This window comes from Bacillus sp. MM09(2025), from assembly GCF_050496725.1.
GTDB classification, from domain to species: Bacteria; Bacillota; Bacilli; order Bacillales; family Bacillaceae; genus Bacillus; species Bacillus pumilus.
Genome location: NZ_JBNWEN010000004.1, coordinates 186,089 through 212,238 on the forward strand (window position 1 = coordinate 186,089; position 26,150 = coordinate 212,238).

A 26,150-nucleotide genomic window follows, 5' to 3' on the forward strand; every position below is an offset into this window, starting at 1 on the left:
AAAAAAGTTGAAACCTTTTGCCCTTTTCATTCGTAGTACATCAGATAACAGTATTGGAGGTGCATCCTGTCATGTTTGTAATCCTCATTAGACTAGCTCTTGTTGCACTGCTTGTCTACATCTTCTACATGGCGGTAAAATTCTTCTCAAACCCGAGAAGAAAGCTGAAACAAGCACAATTAAAAGAAGGCTTTTATTTTATGGACGAACAGCAAAATGCACGTAAAAATTTTAATTTCGTCTATAAAGGTGTCTTGTTTGAAGGGGAAAAGCATGTTCCTTCTAAGGATCATCCTCTGTTTGTCCACTCCATTTACGTTTGGACGGAGTCACCTGAGAAGCTAAGTGAATTTACATTAGAAGACTTTGAAAAATTGGAGGAAAACATCATCGAACGTTATCCTCAAACAAAAATTGATTGGGATCAGCCCATTAAAAAAATCAAACAAAAAAAAGGAGCAGACACGCCGTCTTGATGGCGTCTGCTCCTTTTTCAGATGAACTTGATATATCCTAATATGATCAACTGCACCATGATTAACACTGGCATGCCAATTTGAAAGGCAGGATGTTTTGTTTTATGACGAAAATACTGCATCCCTAGATACGATCCAGCAGCCCCAAAAAGCACGGCAGCACTCCATAAGTGCGCCTCTGAAATTCTCCATTTATGCGCTTTTGCCCGGCGCTTGTCCTCTCCCATGAGAAAGAAACCATAGCCATTTACCAAAATCAGCAGCACAATCAACGCGATATTCATTCATTTCACCTCACATGATGAGCAAAAAAGATCATCCCTCAACGGAATGATCTTTCATATGACTTACTTGTCTAGTTGTGCTTTTGCAGCATCAGCAAGCTGATTGAATGCACTTAGGTCATTCACAGCAAGGTCAGCAAGCATTTTGCGGTTTACTTCGATACCAGAAAGCTTTAGGCCATGCATTAAACGGCTGTAAGAAAGACCGTTCATACGAGCTGCAGCATTGATACGAGTGATCCATAGTTTACGGAAGTCACGTTTTTTCTGACGACGGTCACGGAAAGCGTAGTTTCCAGATTTCATCACCTGTTGGTTTGCTACTTTATATAATCTATGTTTTGAACCGAAATAACCTTTTGCTAATTTAAGAACCTTTTTACGACGCTGACGCGACACAGTTCCGCCTTTTACTCTTGGCATTGTAATTCCCTCCTATGATTCCTATTCCAGATTACTTGATGTTTGCAAGTTGTTGTTTAATACGTTTGAAATCTCCAGCACTTACGATTGCGCTCTTACGCAATTTACGTTTTTGCTTTGTAGATTTGTTAGCGAACAAGTGACTTGTGTACGCATGAGAACGTTTAAGTTTACCAGAACCTGTTTTTTTGAAACGTTTAGCAGATCCGCGGTGAGTTTTCATTTTTGGCATTGGATGTTTCCTCCCTCTGTTACTTTACTTTTCGACTTTTGGTGCAAGCATGAGGAACATGCTACGTCCGTCCATCTTAGGTTTTGTTTCTACTGTTGCTACTTCAGCGCAAGCTTCAGAGAAACGGTCTAACACGCGCTGTCCAATTTCTTTATGCGTAATCGCACGGCCTTTAAAGCGGATAGAAGCTTTCACTTTATCGCCCTTTTCAAGGAATTTGATTGCATTGCGGAGCTTCGTGTTAAAATCATGTTCATCGATTGTCGGGCTCAACCGAACTTCTTTTAAGCTAATGATTTTTTGATTCTTACGTGCCTCTTTATCCTTCTTCTGCTGTTCGAATCGGAACTTACCGTAGTCCATGATTCGGCAAACAGGTGGTTTTGCATTTGCAGCAACTAACACAAGGTCAAGATTGGCTTTCGTAGCAATTTCCAGAGCTTCCTGGCGGGTTTTAATCCCCAGCTGATCGCCATTTTGTCCGATCAAACGAACTTCACGCGCACGAATACCTTCATTAACTAATTGATCTTTGCTAATAGTGAGCCACCTCCATGAGATTTTGAATTGAGTTCACAATTCATTTTGACCATTTCGTTGTATGTTTTACAGGCAAACAAAAAGTGTGGGCATATAAAACACCCACACTGCGAACATTTGCATGAAAAAATAAATGTACGGTCAACCTGTCAACTACAAACACGTGTCAATCAGGTGAGAAGCGGGTGCTTCTGCTTGTGATATCTATTCAATTCGTTAATTATTCTACACAATTTTCATTCGTCCGTCAAGTAACCGAACTCTTGAAACAACTTTTTCATCTTAGCATGATTAAACGAATAGGGCAAGGCTTTTTCAAAACAATGACGCCATCAAAGAATGAATTGCATAAAGATTGGGATGACAATGACGGTCACAACTCCTACGACCACAACGGCGATACTTGCCATGGCCGCCTCCACTTCACCCATCTCAATCCCAACAGAGACGCCAAGTGCATGTCCTGATGTACCGAGTGCAAGCCCTTTTGCCACTGGGTTTTTAATTCGAAACCATTTTAAGAAGAAAGCACCTAGTGCATACACGATGACTGCATTAAATATGACCGCAAAGGCTGTGATATCTGCAATTCCGCCAATATCCTTTGCAATCGGAAGAGCAATCGCAGTCGTCGCTGCCTGCGGGAGCATACTTTGCATTACCGCTGCATCAAGATGAATTCCTTTTGCTACGACATACACAATTGTAATGGAACAAAGTGATCCTACAAAAATAGCGGATAAAATCTGCCACCAATATTTTTTTAGCAATGCACGCTGCTTATAAAGCGGGATAGCGAAAGCAATGGTCGCGGGCTCTAAGAAAAACTTAATAATCTTGCCGCCCTCATTGTAATCTGCATAGGAAAAACCGCCAATTTTTAAAAATAAAATACCTAACACCATGGCCACAAAAAGTGGTGTAAATAAGAAGAAGCCTTTTGATTTTTTAAATAAGAATGTACCGATTCCAAAGGCGACTAATGAGACGACTATACCAAAATAAGGACTCATCGTACTTGTACCCATCCTGCATCTCTCCTTTAATGCGTACTTGAAGCTGGTTTATTAGAATGAGAAGGAGTCGATTTGCTCTCCTTTGTCTCTTTATGTTTCTGTGGTTTTTCTGATAATTGCAAGAGAAGCTGCGAGAATAGCCCTGTCGCTGCAAGTAACATAATCGTTGCAATGATGATGACACCAACGACTTGCACACCTACTTCTTGCATGACACCTAGTGATTGAATAACCGAGATACCAGAGGGAACAAATAGAAAGCTAATGAGCCCTGTCAATGATGTACCTAATTGCTCCACTTGCTCCAGTTTGACGATTTTCGTTGTCAGCAAAACAAATAATAGAACTAGACCAATCACAGATGCAGGCATCGGAATTGGTAAATACATTGAAATGAGATTAGAAACGAACATTACGGTTGCAAAGATAAATGCTTGAGATAGAAATCCATATACTTTAGTGGCACTCATGCCCCTTCACCTCTTTCTTCGACTGCCCTCAGTATAAGGCATGAAATAAATGAATGAAGCGTTTACAATCAAACTCGCCAGATTCAATGAATGAAATGCAGAAAACGAGTATTGAAATACAAATAAAAAAAGCCGTCCTATTCTAGCAGGAGCGACTTCTTTAGTTCCTTGGCGTAAGTACGGCTGACTGGAATAATCGACCCGTCTGTCATATGCAGATTATACGTCGAATTAAACCACGGCTGTACTTCTTTCATATGAGAGGTGTTCACGATATAGCTTCGATGAACCCTCATAAAGTAAGCCTCAGGGAGTTTCTTTTCAATGACCACAAGCGGTTCTGTGACCTCGTACATGTGATCCTTTGTTTTCACAACCTTTTTCCCCTCACTAAGCCCTACATACATGATCTCTTCTACTTGCAGAATGACAATTGAATCATCGACTGAGATGGCTAATTTTTGCTGATGGGGAATTTTCTCATCTGACAGCTGATGGTCTTTCGTCTCAACAGACTTCCACTTTTTAAACTTTTGGATCGTCTGCAATAGCCGTTCTTCATCAAATGGTTTTGTTAAATAATCAAGCGCACTGACCTCAAACGCCTTTAGCGCATATTGATCAAAGGCTGTGGCAAAAACAATCGCTGGCGGATCTGACATCCGGTTGAGTCTTTTGGCAATATCAAATCCATTTTCACCTGATAAATCAATGTCTAAAAAGAGCAAGTCCGGCTTATGATCCACCATCCGGTCAAAAGCAGATTCTATATTTTCTGCTTCCTCTATTTGAACATCCTCTTTCGTTCTGCGTAATAAGTATTTTAATTCGTCTCTTGCTAACACTTCATCATCTACGATTAATACGTTTATCAACGAAAATCATCCTTTTTTACATAGTCCATTGGAATGCGGAATGAGATGTCAGTGCCTTGGCCGCTATGAATAGATAGAGCGGCTTGTCTGCCAAAAATCCCTCTTAACCGCTGATCTAAATTGAAAAGAGCGGTACCTGTTCCTTCTTTGGATTCAACAGGTGCTTTTAATAGCTGAGCCATCTTGTCATTCTCGATTCCTTGTCCATTATCCGTCACTTTCATATTGACATGCCCATCTTTCATCACAGCGGATACGATGACTTCACAGCTCGTTTGATGTTTAGGAAAAGCGTGTCTCACTGCATTTTCAACAAGTACCTGAAGCACAAATGGCGGAATCATCACCTGCTCAAGCTCCTTTTCAATTTGAAAAGTCACGTGGTATTTATTTGGAAACCTTGCTTGTTCAAGTGACAAATATGCTTCTACATGCTGCATTTCTTTATGAAGTGGAATAAGCAGCTGGCGGGCGCCTTGCAAATTGGATCGAAAATAAATACTCAGCTGCAGCAGCAGTTTCCTAGCCATCTCTACGTTCGTTCTGCACAAGACAGAGATGGTATTAATGGCGTTAAATAAAAAGTGCGGATTCACTTGCGCTTGAAGCGCTTTGATCTCTGCATCTTTTAGCAGGCGGCTTTGGGTTTCTGCCTCTCCAAGCTCAAGCTGTGTGGAAAACAGCATCGCCAAGCCTTCTGCAAGCTCCTCCTCTACCCTGCTTAATCCGACCGGAGAATTAAAATACATTTTTAACGTTCCGATCGTTTGACCATTAGAGGTGAGGGGCAGCACAATCGCCGCTTGGAGCGGACAATGGGTGACTGAACAATTGATTTCGTCTTTCGAATGCGCCTTCATAATTTTGCCGCTCATCAATACTTGTTTCGACAGTCCTGTAATCAGGCTTTTCGATGGAATATGATGATCCGTCCCATCTCCAACATGCGCTAAAATCTTTTCTGTATCGGTTAAGGAGACCGCATCTGTTTCTGTTAATCGATGAATGATCTCCGCCACACTTTTACATGACTGTTCATTTAACCCTTGGCGGAAGAAAGGCAGCGTTTGATCGGCGATTGAAAATACACGGTGTGTCTGCATCGCCTTTGCCTGCTCTTCTTGCCGAATGACTGACTGTAAAATCGATAAAAAGATAAAGCTGCCAATTCCATTCACAAAAATCATCGGCAAAGCAATGATACTTACAAGCCCCCAAGCATCAGCAAATGGCTTTGCAAATAGAAGGATAATGATCATCTGCAAGGATTCCATTGCCACACCAAAAAGTGCGGCTTGGCGAGGTGTCACCATTCGATTCTTCCGCTTAAACCTGCTGCCGACATAGCCTGCAATCATACCGGCTAAAATCGAAGAAATCGCACAGCTGAGTGCCGTGCTTCCTCCTAATGAATAGCGATGAATCCCAGCTAAAAGCCCTGCGCCAATGCCAACAAATGGCCCTCCTATTAATCCGCCCATTTCGATCCCCATAATTCTCGTATTGGCAATCGAACTTGATGAGCCGAGATGATAAGAAAACTCATGATTCATGACCATCTGCTGTTGGATTTCAATTCCTGTGTAATTGCTGATAATACTAAAAGAAGCAAAAATAAAGACAAGGACTGCCTTTTTTCGAAACCCTTCATTATGAAGTAATAGATTGCGAAAACCCTTCACATGGGCAAGCACAAACCCTAAAATAACGATGATCCCAACACGCTCGATCATCATAATAATTAAATGAAGCAAACCTGCCACCTCAATTGATGTATGTATTATTTACTGTCTTTCTATTCTATCATGTGCGGTCAATGTTCAAATATCTCTCAAATCTTTTCTTTATTGCTCTCATCTTCTATTGTAAAATGAACTTGAGCCGTCACTTGCAATTGAAGGTAACACATACATAACAAGGGAGAAGATCATGAAAGCCGTATTTTTCGATTTAGATGATACTTTGCTTTGGGATGAAAAAAGCATTCACACCACTTTTCAGGAAACATGCCGCGAAGCGGAAAAGAAATATGGACTGAATCCAGAAACATTTGAACAGATTGTTCGTGAAGAAGCAAGAAAGCTGTATTCGTCCTATGAAACATATGATTATACTGTCATGATCGGAATTAATCCTTTCGAAGGACTGTGGTCCAATTTTAGTGAACCGATTAGCGAAGGCTTTCAAAAATTGAATGCCCTTGCTCCAGAGTACCGCAAGAACGCTTGGACCAATGGCTTAAAAGAAGCAGGAATTGACGATGAGGCATTTGGACAATATTTGGCTGATTTCTTTGCAGCCGAGCGGAGAAAACGCCCCTTTGTCTATGAAGAAACGTACCCTGTTTTAGACCGCCTGAAAGGCAGCTATGAATTGCTCCTTTTAACAAACGGAGATCCTAGTCTTCAAAAAGAAAAACTGGCCGGTGTTCCTGAGCTTGCACCTTATTTTAATGAAATTGTGATTTCAGGAGATTACGGGAAAGGCAAACCTGACCCTGGCATCTTTGAGCACTGCCTTCAGCTGTTAAATCTAACAAAAGACGATGTGATCATGGTTGGAGACAATCCAAAAACAGATATTCTTGGGGCATCTCGCGCTGGTATTCAAACCGTTTGGATCAATCGACATGGTAAAAAGAATGAAACAGATGTAACGCCAGATTATGAAATCAAAGACTTACATGAATTGTTTGATATATTAAAATAGAACAAATGAAAAAACACCCTTCTCCTGACGAGATTGGGTGTTTTTTGTGTGCTCAAACTACACAATTCCTGCTAGACTTTGCGCTTGCTTGTCTAAGCTGCGGGCTGCTTCTCCTATATTGATAAATTCCTCGTTTGCCTGCTTCACAAGATCACGATTTGTAAACACCGTTGTTTTGGCCCGGCTCGTTCCGTTGCTGACCTTCTCTACTTCCGCATGAATCGCCTTTACATATTGATCTACTTTGACGATCGCTTCTTTTGAATTAGTTGCAAGCTTTCGAATTTCTGCCGCCACTACACTAAAGCCATTTCCATAGGAACCTGCGTGGGCTGCTTCGATCGCCGCATTTAATGCAAGGAGCTGGGTTTGTGAAGAAATGCTGTTAATCGTTGTAGCGATGGAGCTGATGGACTCTACCTGCTCTGTTAATCCTTTTAGTAAGCTCATATTTTGATCTGTTTCGTTTGCTATATGATCAAAGGAGACATTGACTCTTTGACTATGCTGGATGCCCACTTCTGCTCGCTCCATTAATTTTGCAGACATCTCCTTTAAATCGTCTACGACCTGTTTCATCGTGTTTTCTCTCTCTGTTATGTCTGTTGCGACTTTCACAACACCCACTATGTTTCTCTCTTCATTACGGACAGGTGTATAGGTTGCTTCAAGCCATAAGCTGTCACCATTCTTCGTCATCCGCTGCACCTTTTCCTGAAAGACTTGCCCCTCTTTCAAACGCTTCCAAAACATTTGATAGCTTGCGTGCTCTGCAATATGACGAGGACAAAACTGTCTATGTTTTAAACCAATCATCTCTTGCTTTGAATATCCCATGGCTTTTGCAAAAATATCATTGACCCATAGGACTTCTCCTGTCACATCAAATTCAATCATCGCCAGTGAGTGTTCCAATGCACGAAGTACTGCTGATCGCTCCAATACTTGTGATGATAAAGTGTTTGTTGTTTGCATCATCGCTTTCATTCCCCCAATCTAACTCGAACCAATAGTACATACTTACCCATACTTTCGTACTATCTAAACGTATCATTCAAGGGACTGGATCACCAGTGGAGGATTTTTCCCAAGAAAAAGCCAGTGATCTAAAGAGAAAGATCACTGACTGCTTCGTTTGAAAAAGATTATTTTTTCGCTTCTGCCACTGCATGTTTCACAAAGGCTTCAAGATCCATCGTTTCTGAATCTTGCTCTCCGTATTTTCTAACATTGACAGCGCCATTTTCTGCTTCTTGATCTCCGACGACGAGCATGTACGGGATCTTTTGCATTTGCGATTCTCTAATTTTGTATCCGATTTTTTCATCACGGCTGTCAAGCTCTACACGAAGACCTTCAAGCTGCAAACGTTGTTGTACTTTTTTCGCATAGTCTAAATGGACAGACGGTGAAACCGGGATGACTTGGAATTGTACAGGTGCCAGCCAAGTTGGAAGGGCTCCTTTGTATTCTTCAATTAAGAAGGCTACAAAACGCTCCATTGTAGAAACAACACCTCTATGAATCACGACTGGACGATGGTGCTTGCCATCTTCTCCGATATATGTGAGATCAAAGCGCTCTGGAAGTAAGAAATCAAGCTGTACAGTAGACAATGTCTCTTCTTTTCCAAGAGCTGTCTTCACTTGAACGTCAAGCTTCGGACCATAAAATGCCGCTTCGCCTTCTGCCTCATAATAGTCATGACCAAGCTCGTCCATTGCATCCTTTAGCATCGATTGCGCTTTATTCCACATGGCATCATCGTCGAAATACTTCTCAGTATCTTCTGGATCACGGTAAGATAAGCGGAATGTGTAGTCATTCAAGCCAAAGTCTTGATACACTTCTTCAATTAGGCGAACTGTACGAATGAATTCGTCCTTGATTTGATCTGGACGAACAAAAATATGTGCATCGTTTAATGTCATACCTCGAACACGCTGAAGGCCGGATAAAGCACCTGACATTTCATAACGATGCATTGTACCAAGCTCTGCAATACGAATTGGCAATTCGCGATAGCTATGCGGCTCGTTTTTGTAAATCATCATATGGTGCGGACAGTTCATCGGACGAAGAACAAGATCTTCGTTGTCCATTTCCATCACAGGGAACATGTCTTCTTGATAATGCGCCCAGTGCCCTGATGTTTTATACAATTCAACATTTGCAAGAACTGGTGTATACACATGCTCATAACCAAGGCGTACTTCTTTATCAACAATGTAACGCTCAATAACGCGGCGGATCGTTGCGCCTTTTGGCAGCCAAAGCGGTAGACCTTGACCTACCTTTTGAGAGTTCGCAAACAGTTTCAGCTCTTTTCCTAGTTTACGATGATCACGTTCTTTCGCTTCTTCAAGCAGACGTAAATGCTCATTTAGATCATCTTTGCTGAAGAAAGCTGTACCGTAAATACGCTGAAGCATTTGATTGTTGCTGTCACCTCTCCAGTATGCACCTGCAAGGCTTAACAGCTTAAACTCTTTGATTTTCCCTGTTGATGGCAAGTGAATGCCGCGGCAGAGGTCAAAGAATTCACCCTGCTCATAAATCGTAACAGCTTCACCTTCTGGAATCGCCTCTAACAGCTCAAGCTTTAATTGATCACCAATCGCTTCAAAGCGTTTTTTCGCTTCTTCTCTTGATACTTCAATTCGCTCGATTGGCAGATTGCTGTTAATGATTTTTTTCATTTCTTTTTCAATCTTTGGTAAATCTTCCGGTGTGATGGCAACATCGATGTCCACATCGTAGTAGAAGCCATTTTCAATCACAGGACCTACGCCAAACTGAACGTGATGCTCTTTTCCATACAGACGTTTGATTGCCTGTGCTAGCAAATGAGCTGTGCTGTGGCGCATAATGTCGAGCGCTTCATCACTTTTATCTGTAATGATCTCAATTGTTCCACTTTCTAATAGCGGCGTACGCAGATCTATTTCTTTGCCGTTCAATTTACCGGCAAGCGCTTTTTTCTTTAGGCCTGGGCTAATTGATGCCGCGATGTCTTCTGTTGTAGCTGTTTTGTCAAACTCCTTGACTGCTCCATCTGGAAATGTAAGTTGAATTTGTTCTGACATCTCTGGTCACTCCTTTTTTTGGCAATATAAAAACCCCGCCCCCTGGAAAGGGACGAGGTTGAATAAAACGGAATCGTGGTTCCACCCTTTTTCCCGTATTTGCAGCTTACTTTTTCATAAGCAAACACGGCTTGTGGTTCGATAACGGGAATTCCCGTCAGCCATTACTAAAACGTTCACAGCTGATGTTCAAAGGTGGTAAAGCAAATGGTCCTCTGCTAGGAAGCTTTCAGCCGCGGCTTCCCTCTCTTTAAGCGGGTGTTCATTTGTTCATGTCCTTATCAATACGGTCTCTGTATGAAGTTACACCGTATTATAAAACGTTTTTTCGTGAAAATCAAGAAAGCTTTTCACTTTTCTGTTCCAAATGGTCATGGATAAATTGAACATTGTGTTCTTGAAATGAATGAGCCGGGAATACCTCGACCCTTTCTTGAAAAATATTTTGAATGGTCTGTACCATCGAGTGACCTGTATCATTTGTAAACAGATCAATCTTTTGGGGCGCTATGGATACGAGTGGTGCAATCAGCTGCGAATCAATATACATTGGATGCTCTCTTACAAACTGTCTGTCTATGTATTGTTTTTGATCACGCTCAGAAGCGTACCGAAATTCCCAAATCATCAGGCGATCCTGATGCACAACATGTACTTTTTCGAGCTTTGGTTCTTTTGCCATCACATAGTCTCGAAGCGATTGAATGAAGTTTTGATATTCTTGTTCCATTTTGTATTCTTCAATGGAGACTTCAACATAGTTCTTCAGCCTCCTGTCATACTCTGACAGTCTGAATGTCATAAATGAACCAATTGAAAAAATACCTTGCTGTAAAGAAATCGTCTCAAGCTCCTTTGTTAACAGGGCTTCTCTTGACGGTTCTTGATGAATGCCGGGAATATCATCTAAATCCCCATTCATGATGCTGTGGGCGATGGAAAGAATTTGGTGCTGCTCTTCAGGATCTTTAAATAAATACGTGTTTTCAAGAATGCTGCGCATGCGCTCATTTTCTTTGCATTCCAAAAAAAAGTGAACCAGTAATGGCCGCACAATAGGCTCAAGTCCTTCTTTTGATTCCTTCGCCTCTATGAGAAGCCGGTCTTTCCCTTGTTGAATTGACATGTGATGCCGACTGTCCAAGTGTTCAGCAAGATGTAAAAAAGCGGCGGTATCATATTCATCTTCAAAGATTATTTCAAGCATGTTTGTCCCCCCTAACGACATCTGTTACATATATATGGGGAGAACATAAAAAATAGACGCCTAAAATAAATCAGGCATCTTTCTTTTTAAAATAAGTGGAACTGAGATAAAGATCAGATAAATCAAACAAACGATTGCTAAGGCGGCATAATTGCCGCTGACAAAGCTTGATCCAAGGACATTTAATGCCACTGTACCCGGTATTAACCCTAAAAAGGTAGCTGCCGTAAATGCACGATAATTCGCACGTGAAGCTGCTGCCGCATAGCTGACAAAGTCAAAATGGATTGGGGCAATACGCAATAACAAAATGTAAAGAAAGCCATGCTCCTGAATGCGGGATGTCACCGCTCTCAGCTTCCGGCTGCTTGATTCTGTTTCCTTCTTTTTGGAACGAAAGGTTGTGGCAAGCAGGAAGGAGCCTGTTGCCCCGGCGGTAGCACCGACGAGAGCATAAATCGTCCCAAGAACACTTCCGAAGGCCAAACCCGCTGCCAGCGAAAAGACCGTAAGTGGGACGAGAACAAACGGGCGAAAAAGAGATAAGAAAAGAAAAACAAAGGGGGCCAGCAATCCAAATTGAAGCACCCAATTCTTCACATCTTTCGGTGCCAGCTGAAGATGCTGTTTGTTCAGCCACCAAAGTAAAACAGCGAGACCTGCAATCACGAGAAAAAGCAGCCATTTTCTTTTGTTCATTTCATTTGCTCCTCCTTCACGTGATAGACGCTTTTATAAATGACGGCGGTTTTCTCCTTCGAGCAAGACTGCCTCTGCTAAATAGAGAATCCGTTCCATTAAACGAGCGGCTTTGACCTCTTCTTTTTCCCCGCGCTGTGAGTACGTAAAGTGATGCTTCAGTTCACTTGGTGAGAAATTAGAAGAGAAGAAAGTCGGCAGCTGCTCTGCCATACGGTATTGTAAAATCGTTCCGAGCAGTTCATCACGAACCCAGCTTGTCATCGACTCTGCCCCAATATCATCAAGCATTAGAATAGGGGTGGATTTGACCATGTTCAATTTTGATTCTAATGTATGATCGGCTAACGAATTTTTTAACTCTCTCACAAATTCAGGCACGTACACAAGGAGAGATGGATATTCCTTCTCCGCTAACTGCTGCGCAATGGCTGCCAGAATATACGTTTTTCCTACTCCAAACTTCCCGTGTAAATATAAGCCCTTCCCTTTGCCCGTCTCATCATAGCTTTGCAGAAATTGTCCTACTTTTTGAATGACTTCCTGTCTTCCCACAACGTTCAGATCAGCAAACGTTGCTTGAAGAACATTTTGCGGAATGTACATGCTTTTCATGAGCTCTTGCTGTTTTTTCTGTCTATCGAGCCGCAGCTTGACTGGACAAGGGGAATATTCAATATCAATACTCTGACCTTTGATCACAAGCTTCGGGTGATAACCGTCTAAAATCGCATTGACGTTCTCTTCATCTAAGCAATATGAACAGCCCTTCGACTGCTGCACATATTCAAAAAGCCGGTTCAAGCTGCGATTGATCATGTCTTCGTGTATGTCTTCTTGGTGCTCCTGTAAAAAGGCTTTTACGTTTTCATCAGATAACACACTCTCTTTAATCTGATTGTATCTCACACGAAAATCTACGCGCCCTTTTAGCTGTTCAAATGAACGACCGATCGGTTTCATCCTCATCTCACCTCATCTTAATGTGCATTGTACTTTTTCATATTTTTAAACTGATCTAACAGTTTTTCTTTTTCTCGTTCGAGGTCTTCTGTCGATAGGCTGTCTGTTTGTTCTTTTGCCGGCTGTTCTTTCGTTTCAGTTTCTTTCATCCAGTCAGGAAGCTTCTCTTCACGGACGACTTTCCCTGATCCGTACGTGCTGCGCTGCTTTTTCTGCTGCGCCCACTCTGTCATTTGCCTGTTCTCTTCTTTGGCAATTTTCATGGCAGCCGCTACGGTTTTAATTTTCTTTCTCACCCAATGAGCGGCAATTTTTTGCATATATGTTTTCGACAGCTTCATATCTGTTTTTAGTAATGTATAGTAGATCAAAACGTTCATGACACCTGGCTCCAGCTGCTGCTCAAGCATAATATCTTCGACAATTCTTAAGTCGGCATATGTTGGCTCAATGCCGTCAGCCATATCTTTTAGCAGCTCCCTAGGCGAAATATGATCAAGCTTTTCAATCAATTTTGCATCTGGCGTATCTAATACCGGCGCTTTTGAAGCATCTTGACGCAAGTGTCTCGGCTGTTTTTGATCAATGAGTTTTGGCTGCTCGCCTCTGTATTCAATTTGGTACCAGTCTCTTGCTGCTTTTCTCAGTTCTTCTGTTGAGATCATTTGATCAGAACCGCAGGCGCCTGCTACAATATTTTGCATTTGAAGCGGGGTGATGCCGTATACAACCGCTAACTTCTTAATGGTTTCTTTCACCTGCTTAGTCAAAGCCTTTCTTGGAATCATCATATCAGACATGCCTGCTAACAATAGATCGAAATCAAAGGAATCGTCTGAGAGCGGAGCAGGCTGACTCGATCCAACGGTCACATATTCATAGCCTTGATCAAGTGATGACGCCTGATTGATTTCTTCTGTCATCCTGCGTTCACCTGGCTGCAATACGTGAAAGACTTCTTCAAACGACCGCGAGATGTTCCTTGCCTCTGCCGGAACACCAGGATATGAGAAATAATCACGAAGCTGCATATATTTCGCTTTCTCTACACGATGGTACAGCAGGACATTCAGCATACCATCTTGGAAAAACTCATCTGGTCTTAGCGGCGGTACAAGCTCATATGTAAACAGTCTGCCTTCTTCCGTTTCCTGTTCATATGTGCGCAGTAAACCAATCGCTTCAAGCTTTAAACGTTCCTCAAAAATATCATTCAAATTCGTTTGCAGCATGACCATGAGCTGCCGATGAGGTGCGGGTTTCCCCCACATACGATTTTGTTCCAGCTCTCCCCACAGCGTCATATATAAGCTGAAAGCGGACATGCCTATAAGCGGCTGATATAAAAGAGTGATGAGCTGTCTATCGATGTCACCGAGCAATGAAGCGCTTTTGACGACATACGGATCGACGGCTAGCACTTCCTTCCAATGCTCTGTCATATGCTGATCCTCCCCATGAATTGCAATTGTTTCTATTGTACACCCTTTTTACGTTTTACGCTTTACGCAGGAAAAAGAGCGTGAAGAATCTTCAGCTCTTTTTTAGCGTTCTTTCTTTAATAAATCTTTTAATTCATCAATAAAGACATTGATATCTTTAAACTGCCGGTAAACGGAGGCAAACCTGACGTAAGACACTTCATCAATTTTTGCCAGCTCGTCCATCACCATTTCACCTACAAGCTCACTTTTCACTTCTGACATACCTTGATTACGCAGTTCTTTTTCGATATTAAAGCAGACATCCTCAAGCTGCTTTAAAGCAACTGGACGCTTTTCACACGCTTTAATGAGTCCTCTCAGCATTTTTTCACGGCTGAACTCTTCACGAATTCCTTCTTTTTTCACCACAATCAGTGGTAATTCTTCTAATTTCTCAAACGTCGTAAAGCGATATTGGCAGCTTTCGCACTCTCTTCTACGACGGATGGATTTCCCTTCATCTACTGGTCTTGAATCAAGCACCCTTGTACCAAGGTGCTGACATGTGGGACATTTCATTTCATCAGCTCCGATCTATTCTTGGAAGTTGTTTGTCTAGTTCATCATAAAGGGAAAAAACCGTTTTCTCACTATAGCCAAAATCTGTTGGCAGTGCTGTTTCTGTTGTTACATTAAAATCGACAGCTGTTTCAAAAGGACGAATTGAAATGACAGTCGCTACGAGAAAGGCTTTTTTCGGCATTGTGATGTTGGCGCTGATTTCACCTCGTTCTGCTGAAACAGATGTCACTTGATAGGAAGCGTGCCCGGAAAGCATGGCTTCCAGCGCTTGAAAAACTTGCGCATTCGTCGATTTGTAGTAATGGCTTTTCAGTTCTGGTAGTGGATGCTCGTCAGATGTTTCTGTATGGTTTGACATGAATCGTTTGAACTTTTGTCCTAAAGTCATATACGTATCCCCTTTGCCATAATACCTCTTCTTTATTTTATAAAAAAAACCTTTGTTTTCCTAGAACAAAAGTATAGGCAAGTTGGGGAATGTTGGATTTTCTCTATCAAACAAATATAAAAAGGAGCATAACACAAAGGCATTTCAATGCTTTTGGCCAGCTCCCATTGCGATCTTTTTTTATGTTTACAGTGCTTTGGCTTGTGCCTGTTTCACTTGTACAGGTCCCATGCCTCGAGGAATTTCAATGTTTTCTCTTGTTTCAGCGCCTAATTCATCTCCGATATGATCTGCTGCGATATTCGGATCTAGGTCGCCGCAAGTATAAACATCTATGCTCGCATAACCATGTTCAGGAAAGCTGTGAATTGTCAGATGAGATTCAGAAATAATGACAACTCCACTTACTCCTTGAGGTGCAAATTTGTGAAAAGCAACCTCTCTTACTTCAGCTCCTGATTTCAAAGCTGCATTTACAAACGTTTTTTCAATAAAATCCATGTCGTTCAGTTTATCACAGTCGCATCCCCATAACTCGGAGATAACGTGACGTCCGATTGTTTCCATCATGGACCCCCCTTAAACAAGAATGAAAGAGTGAAGTTCTAAGCAGCCGGACCGGACATATACCACGGGGGAAAGTTAGTCCAAAGAGGTCCTAACCCTTTAAGTATACCCGAATGAGTCTGCGAACAAGAAGTTCACGAAAAATAGTATACTTTGTTTAGACCCATTTTGCAAGCTGTGTTTTCAATGGGATTTTCTCTCATTTCTTGAAAAGGGACGTTCGTCTTCTTCATTTCAAACAGCAGAAAGCTCTTTCATCTGCGACCCAACAAACTTCACAAGATCCACCACTCTGCATGAATAACCCCATTCATTGTCATACCATGCAAGAACTTTTACTTTTCTATCCCCCATCACCATCGTTGTCAGTCCATCTACGACAGCTGAATAAGGGTTCGTATTAAAGTCTGTAGAAACAAGCGGCTCATCCGTGTAATCTAAAATACCGGATAGAGAAGTTTTTGATGCATTTGAGAAGGCTGCATTGACTTCTTCTGCTGTGACATCTTTTTTCAAGTCAACGACAAGATCAACCATCGATACGTTGGAGACTGGCACGCGCAGTGCAAGTCCATGCAATTTCCCTTTCATGTGCGGCAACACTAAAGAAAGCGCTTTAGCGGCACCCGTCGTAGTTGGAATAATGGACTGGGCACATGCTCTTGCCCGGCGCAAATCCTTATGCGGGTTATCGATATTTTTTTGATCATTTGTATACGCATGAACCGTTGTCATTAAACCGTTGTCGATGCCGAATTCATCATCTAACAATTTGACAACTGGTGCTAAACAGTTTGTTGTACAAGATGCGTTTGAAATAACGACGTGCTTTTCAGGATCAAGATCATCCTCATTGACACCCATTACAATTGTAACGTCTTCATTTTTACCTGGAGCTGTAAGTACGACCTTTTTCGCTCCGGCATCTATATGGCCCATCGCTTGATCTTTTGAATTGAATTTTCCTGTTGCTTCTATGACGATATCAATCCCAAGCTCTCCCCACGGAAGCTGCTTTGGGTCTCTGTTATTGAGCAAAAGCACTCTTTTCCCATTTACAATCAGGGCGTCATCTTCTGCTGTCACATCGCATTCGTAACGTCCATGATTTGTGTCATATTTAATTAAATGTGCTAGCGTTTCGGCAGGATAGCTTGCGTTCACCGCTACAATTTGAATTTGATCATCAAGCATTGCTTTTCTGAAGACCATGCGTCCAATTCTGCCAAATCCATTGATCGCTGCTTTTACCTTCATGAACAGGTCACTCCTCTATTATGTGTTATACTCAATAAATTTATTTATGAAATTAGTATATCACATTAGAATGTAATTGCCAGTATATAAACGTATATTTTCTAAAAAGGGCTGTTCTTTTCAAAGGAAATCAGAATAAAGCATAAAAAAAGAAGAGTACGTGTATGTACTCTTACTTATCTGTATGTTCCCATTCATTTAATATGTTCTGTAATTGCTTTCTGATAAAAGCGAGATCTTGTGTATTTTCAATCACCCGGTCTGCTTTCTTACATTTTTCCTCAAGAGGGTGCTGAGAGTGAATCCGATTCAGTGCTTCTTCCGCACTAAGGTCGTTTCGATTCATGAGTCGTGATAGCTGTAATTCTGGTGTTGTATATACCACAATAATTCGATCGACAAGACTTTCCAGCTGACTCTCAAATAAAAGCGGGATATCCAGGACAACAAATGTTTCTTGGCTGTCGATTCCTTCATCACGCTGCCTGAGCATTTCCTTTCGCACTTCTGGATGAACGATTGCATTTAGTTGCTTTCTTTTCTCTTCATTAGAGAAGATAATGGCTCCCAGCTGCTGCCGGTCCAGCTCTCCATTTGGGAGGAGGACACCCTCACCAAAGGTTTGAACGATATGATGAAGGGCGGGTGTTCCTTTGGAGACCGCTTCTTTTGCAATCACATCTGCATCCACAACCCATATGCCCTGCTCTTTTATCATCTGCGAGACTGTGCTTTTTCCGCTAGCAATCCCGCCTGTTAATCCAATGACAAGCGTCAATTGATTTCCTCCTTTTACAGCTTCCAAACCCCAATTAATATGAGCAGAAGCCCTGGTAAACATGCAAGTTTATCGATCCAGCGCCAATTTGCCAAGTAATGACCGGCTCGGAGCCCGATACATACAAAAAGTGAGCTCATCACTGCGACCGTGATACTCATGACAATTGGAGAAAAGCCTAGAATCGCTGCGCCAATCCCTGCGCCAAATGCATCAATGGATAAAGCAATTCCAAGAAGTACCGCTTCTATTCCATTAATCGTCCCAGATCGGTCAATATCTGCACTTGTCGGCTTTCTTAAAATGTGAATGACAAGCCCAAGCGATTGGACTTCCACATTAAGCAATGTCTTTTCATGAAGAAGCAAATCGCGCTCTTTCGCTGGTTTGTAAAATTGATACAGGACCCAAAGGCCAATGGCAATTAAAATGCCTCCCCCCAGTTTATCGGTCACTGAGACAGGGAGAAATGTCGTCAGCAGGCTGCCAATCAGCATTGAAATGAGCAGCACAATCCCTGAGCAGCATGCAATAATGACGATGGCTTTAAATGGGATTCTCATTTTGCGAAGACCATACGTAAAACCTACAGAAAAGCTGTCGATGCTGACTGCAATAGCTAAAAACAGGAGCGAAATCGAAATCATACCTGAACTCTTCCTTTCTGTTCATGCAACGATGATCAAGAGTCTCTAGGCGTTCTTAGACTCTTCTTCACTATATGAAGAGCAGGTGGGCTGTGTGTCAGTCTACACCTTGCTGAAAAATGAATGTTTTTTATCGTATGCATCGCAAAAAGGAAGCATGCCCATGGTTAAGCTTTATTGGGGACGTTTTTGGCAGGTCACACAAAAGTGCGTGCCGCGCCCTCCGACTACTGTTTTCTCAATGATGCTTCCGCATGTTTGGCAAGGCTCTCCCCGCCGGTCATATACAAGAAGCTGCAGCTGAAATGTGCCAATATCTCCTTGTGAGTTGATATAAGAACGAATCGTACTTCCGCCCGCATCTACCGCCACTTGAAGCGTATCGATGATCTGTTTGTGAAGCACTTTGCAGGATTCCAGGCTGAGCTGATTCGCTTTCGTTTCTGGATGAATCCCTGATTTAAACAGGACCTCATCTACGTAAATGTTACCAAGTCCTACGACAATCTTTTGATCAAGCAGCGCTGTTTTGACCACGCGGGTTGTTTTTTTCAATTGCTCCCATAAATACTCAGGAGTGAACTGTTTATCAAATGGTTCATATCCCAGCTGTGATAGCGGGAGTTCCTTTTCCTCTTCACCCGGCTGAAATAAGTGCATCGTGCCAAATTTACGCACATCATGGTACCGAAGCTCCGTCCCATCTGTAAACGTAAAGACGACGTGTACGTGTTTATCATAAGGCTCATGCGCTTCATGTACACGGTATTTCCCTTCCATCCTTAAATGGGAGACCATCACATAATGGTCTAAATGAAAGAGGAGGAACTTCCCTCTTCTTTCAATGGTTTGTATGGTTTCTCCTACCATTCTTCTTGCGAACTCTTCCGGCTCCCCAGGACGTTTGATGATGTTTGGCCATTTGATATCGACCGTTTCAATCGTCTTTCCTTCGACTAACCGCTTGAGAGTGCGCCGGACGGTTTCAACTTCTGGTAATTCCGGCATGCTCCTCGCTCCTTTTTCTCTCTATGATTTATTTCGCATCGTACCAAGATGGACCTGAAGCAAAATCAACTTTTAGTGGCACATCAAGCTGAAGTGCATTTTCCATGACTTCAGGAACAATCTTTTCAAGGATCGCAATTTCTTCTTTTGGCGCTTCGAAGATCAATTCATCGTGCACCTGTAATAAAAGATTTGTTTGCAGGTTTTCTTCTTTGAGCCTTCGCGCCATATCAATCATCGCCTTTTTAATAATATCGGCGGCGCTGCCTTGGATCGGTGTGTTCATGGCTGTTCGTTCTGCAAAGCTTTTAATATTAAAATTACGGCTTGTGATGTCCGGGATATATCGTCTGCGTTTAAGAAGCGTCGTGACGTAGCCTTTTTGTTTCGCTTCCTGGACGATTTCTTCCATATAGGTTTTCACGCCTTTAAAGCTTGTTAAATAGCGCTCGATAAATGCAGCTGCTTCTTTTCTTGTGATCCCAAGGTTTTGAGAAAGTCCATAGTCACTGATTCCATATACAATACCGAAGTTTACTGCCTTGGCTTGTCTTCTCATAGCGGAAGTCACTTCTTCTTCTGAGACATGGAACACATCCATCGCTGTTTTCGTGTGAATATCCATGTCCCTCGTAAATGCTTCGATCAAATTCTCATCTTGTGAAATATGAGCGAGTACACGCAGCTCGATTTGTGAATAGTCAGCTGCAAACATGAGCCAGCCTTCTTTTGAAGGAACGAATGCTTGACGAATCTTCCGTCCTTCTTCTAAACGAATCGGGATGTTTTGAAGATTTGGATCTGTTGAGCTTAATCTTCCTGTTTGCGTGAGTGCTTGATTAAATCTTGTATGCACTTTATAGGTATCCTTACGCGTAACTTTCATTAACCCTTCTACATAGGTCGATTGCAGCTTTCCAATTTGTCTGTAGTGTAGAATGGACCGAATGATTTCATGCTTATCTTCAAGCTTTTCAAGCACATCTGCAGACGTCGAGTAGCCTGTTTTTGTCTTTTTAATAACTGGGAGACCTAATTTTTCAAAAAGGATGACACCAAGCTGTTTAGGAGAATTGATGTTAAACGTTTCTCCTGCTAAGCGGTGAATGGTTTCTTCATATTCTTTGAGCTTTTTCGTTAATTCTTCACCCATTTTCTCTAGGCGTTTTATATCTACCTTTACTCCAAGAGATTCCATTTCACCTAAGATGAGTGCTAGCGGCAGCTCTAAATCTTCATATAGTTCATGCTGATCATTTTTTTCTAATGCTTCTAGTGTTAAATCATGCAAGGCTGAGATCGCCGCTGCCTTTCGTCCAAGATGTTCTTTCAGTTCATCTTCAGGTGGAATCGCCTGTTTTGCTCCTTTTCCGTATACTTTTTCATCAGAAAGAGCGATATTCAGACCATACTCCTTCGCTACACTTGCGACGTCTTCGTATGATTTCTGCGGGTTGACGACGTAGGAAGCGAGCAGAACATCATTGTCGACACCTTTTAGGTCTACATCATGCCATCTGAGAGCGACAACTGCTCTTTTTGAATCAAAGACCCATTTTTTCTTCGTTTCATCCTGTACCCATTCTTTAAATGCATCTGATTGAAGCGCATCTTCTTTCGTCATAAAAAACGCACCATTTTCATTATGGATCGCAAAACCGATCAAATCCGCTTCGTGATAATTATCTCCAAGCTGTTCTACCACAAGGGCTGCATGATCTGTCAGCATGTCGCCTCCTGCAGCTGTCATTTTCTTCACTTCTAAAGCATCTACTTCAACCTGTTCATCTGTTTCTGGTGCTTCTCCTAGACGCTCTAGCAGCGTTTGAAAGCCTAGTTCTTTATAAAGAGAAATCACTTGATCCATGTGTGGACCTTCGTAGGCGAGATCTTTGCTCGACACATCGATAGGTGCTTCTACGAGAATGGTTGCCAGCTCTTTACTCATGACTGCTTGCTCTTTATATTCTTCAAGCTTTTCTTTGAGCTTTTTCCCGCTCACTTCATCAATATGTTCAAGCAGGTTCTCGACTGTTTCAAACTGCTTTAACAATTTAATGGCTGTTTTTTCGCCTACACCTGGGACGCCTGGGATATTATCTGATGAATCTCCCATCAGCCCTTTCATATCAATGATTTGATCTGGTCGCAGACCATATTTTTCTTCAATATGAGCAGGTGTATAGTATTCTACTTCTGTGATGCCTTTTTTCGTAATAGCCACTGTCGTATGATCAGTTGAGAGCTGTGTTAAGTCTTTATCTCCTGAGAAGATTTTGACTTCAAAGCCGTCTTTTTCTGCCTCGACAGCCAATGTACCGATAATATCATCTGCCTCATATTGAGGAAGCTCGTACCTTTTCACCTGATAGGCATCTAATAGTTCACGGATGAACGGCATTTGTTCTGATAGCTCTGGCGGGGTTTTTTGTCTTCCGCCTTTATATTCTTTAAATGTCTCATGGCGGAATGTTGTTTTTCCCGCATCAAATGCGACGAGCATATGAGTTGGCTTCTCGTCCTCCAGCATTTTCATTAAGATCATCGCAAACCCATAAATAGCATTTGTATGTACGCCTTTATCATTTGATAATAGCGGCAAAGCAAAAAAGGCTCGATATGCGAGACTGTTTCCATCCACTAACACTAATTTCTTTTTGTCTGTCATGTTTTAATCCTCCATCGGCTAAGCCATCTCAGCCGTCTCTTTCACACATTGTATCTTCATTTTATCAAAGTTTATTTTGAAAAGAAAATAGTCGAGCCTGCATAAAAAAGGGACGAAAACAACAAGTGTTTTCGTCCTTCCAAAATTGGCTCCTTGGATGAAGGGGTTCCTATTCATCCTATCAATGAATGTTTAACAAAACATGAATTCATTGTAAAGATCATGTAAATTTTAACGTGACTTTCCTTTTTTCTCTATGTCTATTTCAGGCTCACTGTAAAAGTCGTTCCTTTACCTTGTTTGCTGCGGACAGAAATTGTTCCTTCATGCGCCTCCACAAGGTGTTTGACAATGGCAAGGCCAAGACCTGTACCGCCTGAATTCCTGCTTCTATCTTTATCAATTCGATAAAATCTCTCAAATATTCTTGGAATCTCACTTTTCTTCATGCCGATTCCTGTATCTGCTACATCAAATTCATAGGCACCTTTTCGCGGTCTTGCTGTGATGGTGACACTACCTCCCTCTGGTGTATAGGTAAGGGCATTATTAACGAGATTGAGAAAGATTTGCTTTAACCTTAGCGGATCTGCCATGACATAGACCGGTTCTTTTGGGACACGTACATGTAGTTGAATGCCTTTTTCTGTAGCCTTTTGACTTAACAGCACTTGAATCTCTTGGATGATTTCTGTCGCATTGGCTTCTTGAATATTCAGCTTGAATTGCTGCTGCTCAATTTTAGAAAGATCAAGTAAGTCTTGAATCAATGTTTCTAGACGGACACTCTCCTTTAAAATGATAGAAAGGAATTCTGTCAGTGCTTCTTTGTCATCAATTGCGCCATCAAGAAGGGTTTCAGAAAATCCTTTAATCGACGTAATCGGTGTTTTTAACTCATGAGACACATTGGCGACAAAGTCTTTTCGCATCTGCTCCAGCTGCTTCGTTTCTGTCACGTCATGAAACACGAGGACAATTCCTTTCCATTCATCGTCTGTACTTAAAATGGGTACACCATCCACTTGGAAGTAGCGGCGTTCAATGTCAACGGCTAGACGTAAAAACTTCCGCACCTTCGTTTCTGTCATGAAAATTTCGTCAATTAATTCGATAATTTCTTCATGGGTAAACGCTTCGTGATACAGCTTGTGCATGTAAATGTGCTTTTGTACCTTAAACTGCTTGCGGAAGGTTCGATTGACGAGGTGGATATACCCCATCTTATCAATCAATATAATCCCCGCTCCAATATTTTCAATGACCGTTTGCAGCCGGTCTCTCTGCATTTCACCGGCACTTGTCATTTCTTGAAGACTTCCCGCCAAACGCTTCATGGAAGTATTCAGTTCACTTGTTTCAATCATCAGCTCTTCGTAATTATTCGTATCATAGTTCCCGCGTTCTAGCTGTTTGGCTACCTTTGTCGCATAATCAATTGGTTTCACATATTTCATTGACATGCGGTACCCGAAGAAAACAATGATGATGATCGCCGAGCCAAGACAAAAGGCTAAGGCAAGCCAAAGCTGGCCGTCAATTTCATTTAAAGGCTCGTATGACGCATGGAGAAATAAATAACCCGCCGGTTCGTTTTGTTGTTTTAAGATCGGGACAGCATAATGGAACAGCGCATCTTTCTCATCGTCAATAACGATCCCTTTTGTTTGGAGACGTTCATTGTTCAGTGTGTTTTGAATGATGGCCTTTTGTTCTGCTTGACCCGTTGTATGTATGATATTCCCCTTTAAATCCACAATCGACGCATTCATATCAAAATGCTGCTTTGCCTGGTTGAGGACCTCTTTGTTTTGCTTCGCCTTTAGATCATCACCATTCATAGAAGACAGGAGAAAGCTCGATTCCTTTTCCATTCGTTCCGTTAATTTTGTTTCATAGAAAACATGGAACATGTGATCCAAAAAAAGACCAAGTGCCACAAACACAATAAAAAGGAGAAAAATGAGTCCCGAAAACAGACGGGTTCTAATTTTACTCATTTGGCTTTGGCTCCTCCAATTTATAGCCTAAGCCGCGAATCGTTTTAATGTATGTTGGTTTTTTCGTGTTCTTTTCAATTTTGTCCCGCAAGTGGCTAATATGAACATCCACAATACGAGTGTCACCTGCAAAGTCATAATTCCAAACGGCACTTAGCAATAAATCACGCGTGAGGACACGTCCTTTATGCTTCGCCAAATAAAGCAGCAGTTCAAATTCTTTTGGCGTCAGCTCTAGACGTTCTTCCTGGAAATAGACCTCGTAGTGTTCTGGTAAAATACGCAGTTCACCAATTTTGATTTGATCTGCAATCATCTCTTCCTTCTCCTCTTGTGTGGGGGCAGGCTGAGATTGCTGTGCTCTTCTCAAGATGGCTTTTACCCGAGCACCTACTTCTCTAGGACTGAATGGCTTTGTCATGTAATCATCGGCCCCAAGCTCAAGACCTAGCACCTTATCAAATTCATCGTCCTTTGCTGTCAGCATTAAAATAGGGAACATCATTTTTTGAATTCTCAGTTGTTTGCACACTTCAATGCCGTCCATCTTCGGAAGCATTAAATCTAATACAATGAGATCAGGTTGTTCACTTGCTGCTTTTTCAAGCGCTTCTTCCCCGTCTCTTGCTGTGACGACATCATAGCCCGCTCTTTCAAGGTTATAGCTTAGAAGTGTTACAATCGATTCTTCATCATCCACAACTAATATTTTTTTATTCATGTTGTGCCTCCAATTAGTGATTTCCCCTGCATCCTTTTTTGTATCTTATGTGAAAAGCGAGAAGTCATGCTTTCTCTTTCATTTTAACGAAAGCTTAACAAGAGAACAATTTAAAATTTCGACAAGATTTGTTTTGTAAACAAAAAGAAGACTCCTCATCAGAGAAGCCTTCTTTTTTATTCATACTAAGACAATACTTTCATGACATTCTTAACAGATTCAACAGAACGGTCAAGCTGACTTCTTTCTTCTTCTGTCAGCTCAAGCTCGATGATCTGCTCAAGGCCATTTCCACCTACGATTGTTGGTACACCTAGGTAAATGCCTTCGTAGCCATATTCACCTTCAAGGTAAGCAATCGTTGGCATGACGCGCCGCTGATCTTTAAGGATCGCCTCAACCATTTCGACTAGTGAAGCAGCAGGAGCATAATATGCACTACCGTTACCTAATAGGTTAACGATTTCGCCGCCGCCTTTTCTTGTTCTTTCAACAATTGCATCAATTCGCTCTTTAGGAATCAATGTTTCAAGCGGGATACCGCCTGCATAAGAGTAACGAACAAGAGGAACCATGTCATCGCCATGTCCGCCAAGCACAAAGCCCGTCACGTCTTTAACAGATAGGTTTAATTCTTGAGCTACGAACGTACGGAAACGTGCTGTATCAAGAATGCCCGATTGTCCAATGACTTTTTCTTTTGGTAATCCTGATTCTTTATAAACTGCATACGTCATTGCATCAACAGGGTTTGTTAATACAACAATGATGGCTTCTGGAGAATATTTAACGATTTCGCGTGTCACGCTGCGCATGATTTTTTCATTTGTTGACACGAGATCGTCACGGCTCATTCCCGGCTTTCTTGCAATTCCCGCCGTAATGACCACGACATCAGAACCGGCTGTATCTTCGTAGTTAGAAGTTCCTGTAATGTTTGCATCGAAGCCTTGAACAGGACTTGCTTCCAGCATATCAAGTGCTTTCCCTTTTGTTGGGTTCTCAAGCTGCGGGATATCGACTAATACGACGTCCGCTAATTCTTTTTGAGCCGTTAGAAATGCTGTAGTTGCTCCAGTAAAGCCCGCTCCGATAACAGATACTTTTTTACGCTTGTTTGCCATTTCCTT

The 26,150-nt window shown here is 41.9% G+C and carries 27 protein-coding genes and 1 other annotated feature; of the genes, 2 read left to right on the forward strand and 25 right to left on the reverse strand.

The genetic code is table 11. The annotated features are described in order from the left end of the window. Positions 1 to 71: 71 nt before the first annotated feature. Positions 72 to 476 carry a hypothetical protein gene (locus tag ACQYAC_RS07200; protein WP_003216690.1) on the forward strand — a complete coding sequence of 135 codons (405 nt, stop codon included), beginning with the start codon at positions 72 to 74 and terminating at the stop codon, positions 474 to 476. Between the two features lie 17 nt (positions 477 to 493). Here ACQYAC_RS07200 and ACQYAC_RS07205 read toward each other — a convergent pair whose 3' ends face one another. The 8 genes from ACQYAC_RS07205 to ACQYAC_RS07240 form a co-directional block, all read right to left on the reverse strand. Continuing rightward, positions 494 to 760 (reverse strand): DUF1294 domain-containing protein, encoded by a 267-nt coding sequence (locus ACQYAC_RS07205; protein WP_003216616.1) that lies wholly within the window; start codon positions 758 to 760, stop codon positions 494 to 496. Between the two features lie 63 nt (positions 761 to 823). Beyond that, positions 824 to 1,183 carry a 50S ribosomal protein L20 gene (gene rplT, locus ACQYAC_RS07210; protein WP_003216409.1) on the reverse strand — a complete coding sequence of 120 codons (360 nt, stop codon included), beginning with the start codon at positions 1,181 to 1,183 and terminating at the stop codon, positions 824 to 826. A gap of 31 nt (positions 1,184 to 1,214) precedes the next feature. Beyond that, positions 1,215 to 1,415 carry a 50S ribosomal protein L35 gene (gene rpmI, locus ACQYAC_RS07215; protein WP_003216324.1) on the reverse strand — a complete coding sequence of 67 codons (201 nt, stop codon included), beginning with the start codon at positions 1,413 to 1,415 and terminating at the stop codon, positions 1,215 to 1,217. Between the two features lie 24 nt (positions 1,416 to 1,439). Next, a complete protein-coding gene (gene infC / locus ACQYAC_RS07220) occupies positions 1,440 to 1,955 on the reverse strand; it encodes a translation initiation factor IF-3 (RefSeq protein ID WP_034620611.1) in 516 nt (171 codons plus the stop codon). Positions 1,956 to 2,026: 71 nt separating this feature from the next. Beyond that, positions 2,027 to 2,158 (reverse strand) — a sequence feature (ribosomal protein L20 leader region). Between the two features lie 129 nt (positions 2,159 to 2,287). Further along, positions 2,288 to 2,983, reverse strand: coding sequence for an antiholin-like protein LrgB (lrgB, locus tag ACQYAC_RS07225; RefSeq protein WP_429943010.1), 696 nt, complete (start codon positions 2,981 to 2,983; stop codon positions 2,288 to 2,290). Between the two features lie 14 nt (positions 2,984 to 2,997). Next, positions 2,998 to 3,441, reverse strand: coding sequence for an antiholin-like murein hydrolase modulator LrgA (gene lrgA, locus ACQYAC_RS07230; protein WP_429943011.1), 444 nt, complete (start codon positions 3,439 to 3,441; stop codon positions 2,998 to 3,000). A gap of 137 nt (positions 3,442 to 3,578) precedes the next feature. Beyond that, the gene (locus ACQYAC_RS07235; RefSeq protein WP_429943012.1) at positions 3,579 to 4,316 is read right to left on the reverse strand and encodes a LytR/AlgR family response regulator transcription factor; all 738 of its coding nucleotides are present in this window, start codon (positions 4,314 to 4,316) and stop codon (positions 3,579 to 3,581) included. Further along, a complete protein-coding gene (locus ACQYAC_RS07240) occupies positions 4,313 to 6,070 on the reverse strand; it encodes a LytS/YhcK type 5TM receptor domain-containing protein (protein ID WP_429943013.1) in 1,758 nt (585 codons plus the stop codon). Before ACQYAC_RS07240 ends, ACQYAC_RS07235 begins: the two co-directional genes overlap by 4 nt. A 175-nt stretch (positions 6,071 to 6,245) precedes the next feature. Between ACQYAC_RS07240 and ACQYAC_RS07245 the strand changes: the two genes are divergently transcribed. Beyond that, positions 6,246 to 7,025: an HAD family hydrolase gene (locus tag ACQYAC_RS07245; RefSeq protein WP_061409040.1), complete on the forward strand. Its 780-nt coding sequence runs from the start codon at positions 6,246 to 6,248 to the stop codon at positions 7,023 to 7,025. A 57-nt stretch (positions 7,026 to 7,082) separates the two neighbouring features. On the opposite strand, the gene ACQYAC_RS07250 is transcribed toward ACQYAC_RS07245, so the two are convergent. From ACQYAC_RS07250 to mdh, 17 genes are all read right to left on the reverse strand, one after another. Next, on the reverse strand, positions 7,083 to 8,003 hold the full coding sequence (locus tag ACQYAC_RS07250) for a methyl-accepting chemotaxis protein (protein ID WP_429943014.1): 921 nt from the start codon (positions 8,001 to 8,003) through the stop codon (positions 7,083 to 7,085). Positions 8,004 to 8,170: 167 nt separating this feature from the next. Then, the gene (gene thrS, locus ACQYAC_RS07255) at positions 8,171 to 10,111 is read right to left on the reverse strand and encodes a threonine--tRNA ligase (RefSeq protein ID WP_429943015.1); all 1,941 of its coding nucleotides are present in this window, start codon (positions 10,109 to 10,111) and stop codon (positions 8,171 to 8,173) included. A gap of 337 nt (positions 10,112 to 10,448) precedes the next feature. After that, positions 10,449 to 11,318 (reverse strand): putative sporulation protein YtxC, encoded by an 870-nt coding sequence (gene ytxC, locus ACQYAC_RS07260; protein WP_429943016.1) that lies wholly within the window; start codon positions 11,316 to 11,318, stop codon positions 10,449 to 10,451. 60 nt (positions 11,319 to 11,378) lie between these two features. Then, entirely contained in the window at positions 11,379 to 12,017 is a 639-nt protein-coding gene (locus tag ACQYAC_RS07265) for a TVP38/TMEM64 family protein (RefSeq protein ID WP_058015103.1), read from the reverse strand. A 33-nt stretch (positions 12,018 to 12,050) separates the two neighbouring features. Further along, positions 12,051 to 12,980 (reverse strand): primosomal protein DnaI, encoded by a 930-nt coding sequence (dnaI, locus tag ACQYAC_RS07270; RefSeq protein ID WP_061409050.1) that lies wholly within the window; start codon positions 12,978 to 12,980, stop codon positions 12,051 to 12,053. Between the two features lie 17 nt (positions 12,981 to 12,997). Next, entirely contained in the window at positions 12,998 to 14,422 is a 1,425-nt protein-coding gene (locus ACQYAC_RS07275; protein ID WP_058015101.1) for a replication initiation and membrane attachment family protein, read from the reverse strand. Between the two features lie 102 nt (positions 14,423 to 14,524). After that, entirely contained in the window at positions 14,525 to 14,983 is a 459-nt protein-coding gene (gene nrdR / locus ACQYAC_RS07280; protein ID WP_003216720.1) for a transcriptional regulator NrdR, read from the reverse strand. Positions 14,984 to 14,987: 4 nt separating this feature from the next. Further along, positions 14,988 to 15,374 (reverse strand): hypothetical protein, encoded by a 387-nt coding sequence (locus tag ACQYAC_RS07285; RefSeq protein ID WP_058015100.1) that lies wholly within the window; start codon positions 15,372 to 15,374, stop codon positions 14,988 to 14,990. A 186-nt stretch (positions 15,375 to 15,560) separates the two neighbouring features. After that, positions 15,561 to 15,941, reverse strand: coding sequence for an adenosylmethionine decarboxylase (speD, locus tag ACQYAC_RS07290; RefSeq protein WP_003216492.1), 381 nt, complete (start codon positions 15,939 to 15,941; stop codon positions 15,561 to 15,563). Between the two features lie 234 nt (positions 15,942 to 16,175). Then, positions 16,176 to 17,198 (reverse strand): glyceraldehyde-3-phosphate dehydrogenase, encoded by a 1,023-nt coding sequence (locus tag ACQYAC_RS07295; RefSeq protein ID WP_061409055.1) that lies wholly within the window; start codon positions 17,196 to 17,198, stop codon positions 16,176 to 16,178. A 172-nt stretch (positions 17,199 to 17,370) separates the two neighbouring features. After that, a complete protein-coding gene (gene coaE, locus ACQYAC_RS07300; RefSeq protein ID WP_429943017.1) occupies positions 17,371 to 17,976 on the reverse strand; it encodes a dephospho-CoA kinase in 606 nt (201 codons plus the stop codon). A 14-nt stretch (positions 17,977 to 17,990) separates the two neighbouring features. Continuing rightward, entirely contained in the window at positions 17,991 to 18,623 is a 633-nt protein-coding gene (gene ytaF / locus ACQYAC_RS07305; protein ID WP_003216274.1) for a sporulation membrane protein YtaF, read from the reverse strand. A gap of 174 nt (positions 18,624 to 18,797) precedes the next feature. Next, a complete protein-coding gene (gene mutM, locus ACQYAC_RS07310; RefSeq protein WP_058015095.1) occupies positions 18,798 to 19,631 on the reverse strand; it encodes a DNA-formamidopyrimidine glycosylase in 834 nt (277 codons plus the stop codon). Between the two features lie 28 nt (positions 19,632 to 19,659). Then, a complete protein-coding gene (gene polA / locus ACQYAC_RS07315; RefSeq protein ID WP_429943018.1) occupies positions 19,660 to 22,299 on the reverse strand; it encodes a DNA polymerase I in 2,640 nt (879 codons plus the stop codon). A 260-nt stretch (positions 22,300 to 22,559) separates the two neighbouring features. Then, positions 22,560 to 24,299: a two-component system histidine kinase PnpS gene (gene pnpS, locus ACQYAC_RS07320; RefSeq protein ID WP_429943019.1), complete on the reverse strand. Its 1,740-nt coding sequence runs from the start codon at positions 24,297 to 24,299 to the stop codon at positions 22,560 to 22,562. Next, positions 24,292 to 25,020 (reverse strand): response regulator transcription factor, encoded by a 729-nt coding sequence (locus ACQYAC_RS07325; protein ID WP_058015093.1) that lies wholly within the window; start codon positions 25,018 to 25,020, stop codon positions 24,292 to 24,294. Before ACQYAC_RS07325 ends, pnpS begins: the two co-directional genes overlap by 8 nt. 185 nt (positions 25,021 to 25,205) lie before the next feature. Further along, positions 25,206 to 26,144 (reverse strand): malate dehydrogenase, encoded by a 939-nt coding sequence (gene mdh, locus ACQYAC_RS07330; protein WP_007501693.1) that lies wholly within the window; start codon positions 26,142 to 26,144, stop codon positions 25,206 to 25,208. Positions 26,145 to 26,150: the final 6 nt, after the last annotated feature.

Coding starts and splice junctions, on each gene's coding strand:
- ACQYAC_RS07295 (WP_061409055.1), bottom strand. CDS start 17,198: ATGAAGGTAAAAGCAGCGATCAATGGATTTGGCAGAATTGGACGCATG.
- mutM (WP_058015095.1), bottom strand. CDS start 19,631: ATGCCGGAATTACCAGAAGTTGAAACCGTCCGGCGCACTCTCAAGCGG.
- rpmI (WP_003216324.1), bottom strand. CDS start 1,415: ATGCCAAAAATGAAAACTCACCGCGGATCTGCTAAACGTTTCAAAAAA.
- nrdR (WP_003216720.1), bottom strand. CDS start 14,983: ATGAAATGTCCCACATGTCAGCACCTTGGTACAAGGGTGCTTGATTCA.
- mdh (WP_007501693.1), bottom strand. CDS start 26,144: ATGGCAAACAAGCGTAAAAAAGTATCTGTTATCGGAGCGGGCTTTACT.
- ACQYAC_RS07275 (WP_058015101.1), bottom strand. CDS start 14,422: ATGACAGAGCATTGGAAGGAAGTGCTAGCCGTCGATCCGTATGTCGTC.
- ACQYAC_RS07265 (WP_058015103.1), bottom strand. CDS start 12,017: ATGAACAAAAGAAAATGGCTGCTTTTTCTCGTGATTGCAGGTCTCGCT.
- rplT (WP_003216409.1), bottom strand. CDS start 1,183: ATGCCAAGAGTAAAAGGCGGAACTGTGTCGCGTCAGCGTCGTAAAAAG.
- ACQYAC_RS07250 (WP_429943014.1), bottom strand. CDS start 8,003: ATGATGCAAACAACAAACACTTTATCATCACAAGTATTGGAGCGATCA.
- speD (WP_003216492.1), bottom strand. CDS start 15,941: ATGGAAACAATCGGACGTCACGTTATCTCCGAGTTATGGGGATGCGAC.
- lrgA (WP_429943011.1), bottom strand. CDS start 3,441: ATGAGTGCCACTAAAGTATATGGATTTCTATCTCAAGCATTTATCTTT.
- ACQYAC_RS07205 (WP_003216616.1), bottom strand. CDS start 760: ATGAATATCGCGTTGATTGTGCTGCTGATTTTGGTAAATGGCTATGGT.
- dnaI (WP_061409050.1), bottom strand. CDS start 12,980: ATGAAACCGATCGGTCGTTCATTTGAACAGCTAAAAGGGCGCGTAGAT.
- ACQYAC_RS07285 (WP_058015100.1), bottom strand. CDS start 15,374: ATGACTTTAGGACAAAAGTTCAAACGATTCATGTCAAACCATACAGAA.
- pnpS (WP_429943019.1), bottom strand. CDS start 24,299: ATGAGTAAAATTAGAACCCGTCTGTTTTCGGGACTCATTTTTCTCCTT.
- lrgB (WP_429943010.1), bottom strand. CDS start 2,983: ATGGGTACAAGTACGATGAGTCCTTATTTTGGTATAGTCGTCTCATTA.
- ytaF (WP_003216274.1), bottom strand. CDS start 18,623: ATGATTTCGATTTCGCTCCTGTTTTTAGCTATTGCAGTCAGCATCGAC.
- ACQYAC_RS07245 (WP_061409040.1), top strand. CDS start 6,246: ATGAAAGCCGTATTTTTCGATTTAGATGATACTTTGCTTTGGGATGAA.
- ACQYAC_RS07200 (WP_003216690.1), top strand. CDS start 72: ATGTTTGTAATCCTCATTAGACTAGCTCTTGTTGCACTGCTTGTCTAC.
- polA (WP_429943018.1), bottom strand. CDS start 22,299: ATGACAGACAAAAAGAAATTAGTGTTAGTGGATGGAAACAGTCTCGCA.
- thrS (WP_429943015.1), bottom strand. CDS start 10,111: ATGTCAGAACAAATTCAACTTACATTTCCAGATGGAGCAGTCAAGGAG.
- ACQYAC_RS07325 (WP_058015093.1), bottom strand. CDS start 25,020: ATGAATAAAAAAATATTAGTTGTGGATGATGAAGAATCGATTGTAACA.
- ytxC (WP_429943016.1), bottom strand. CDS start 11,318: ATGCTTGAAATAATCTTTGAAGATGAATATGATACCGCCGCTTTTTTA.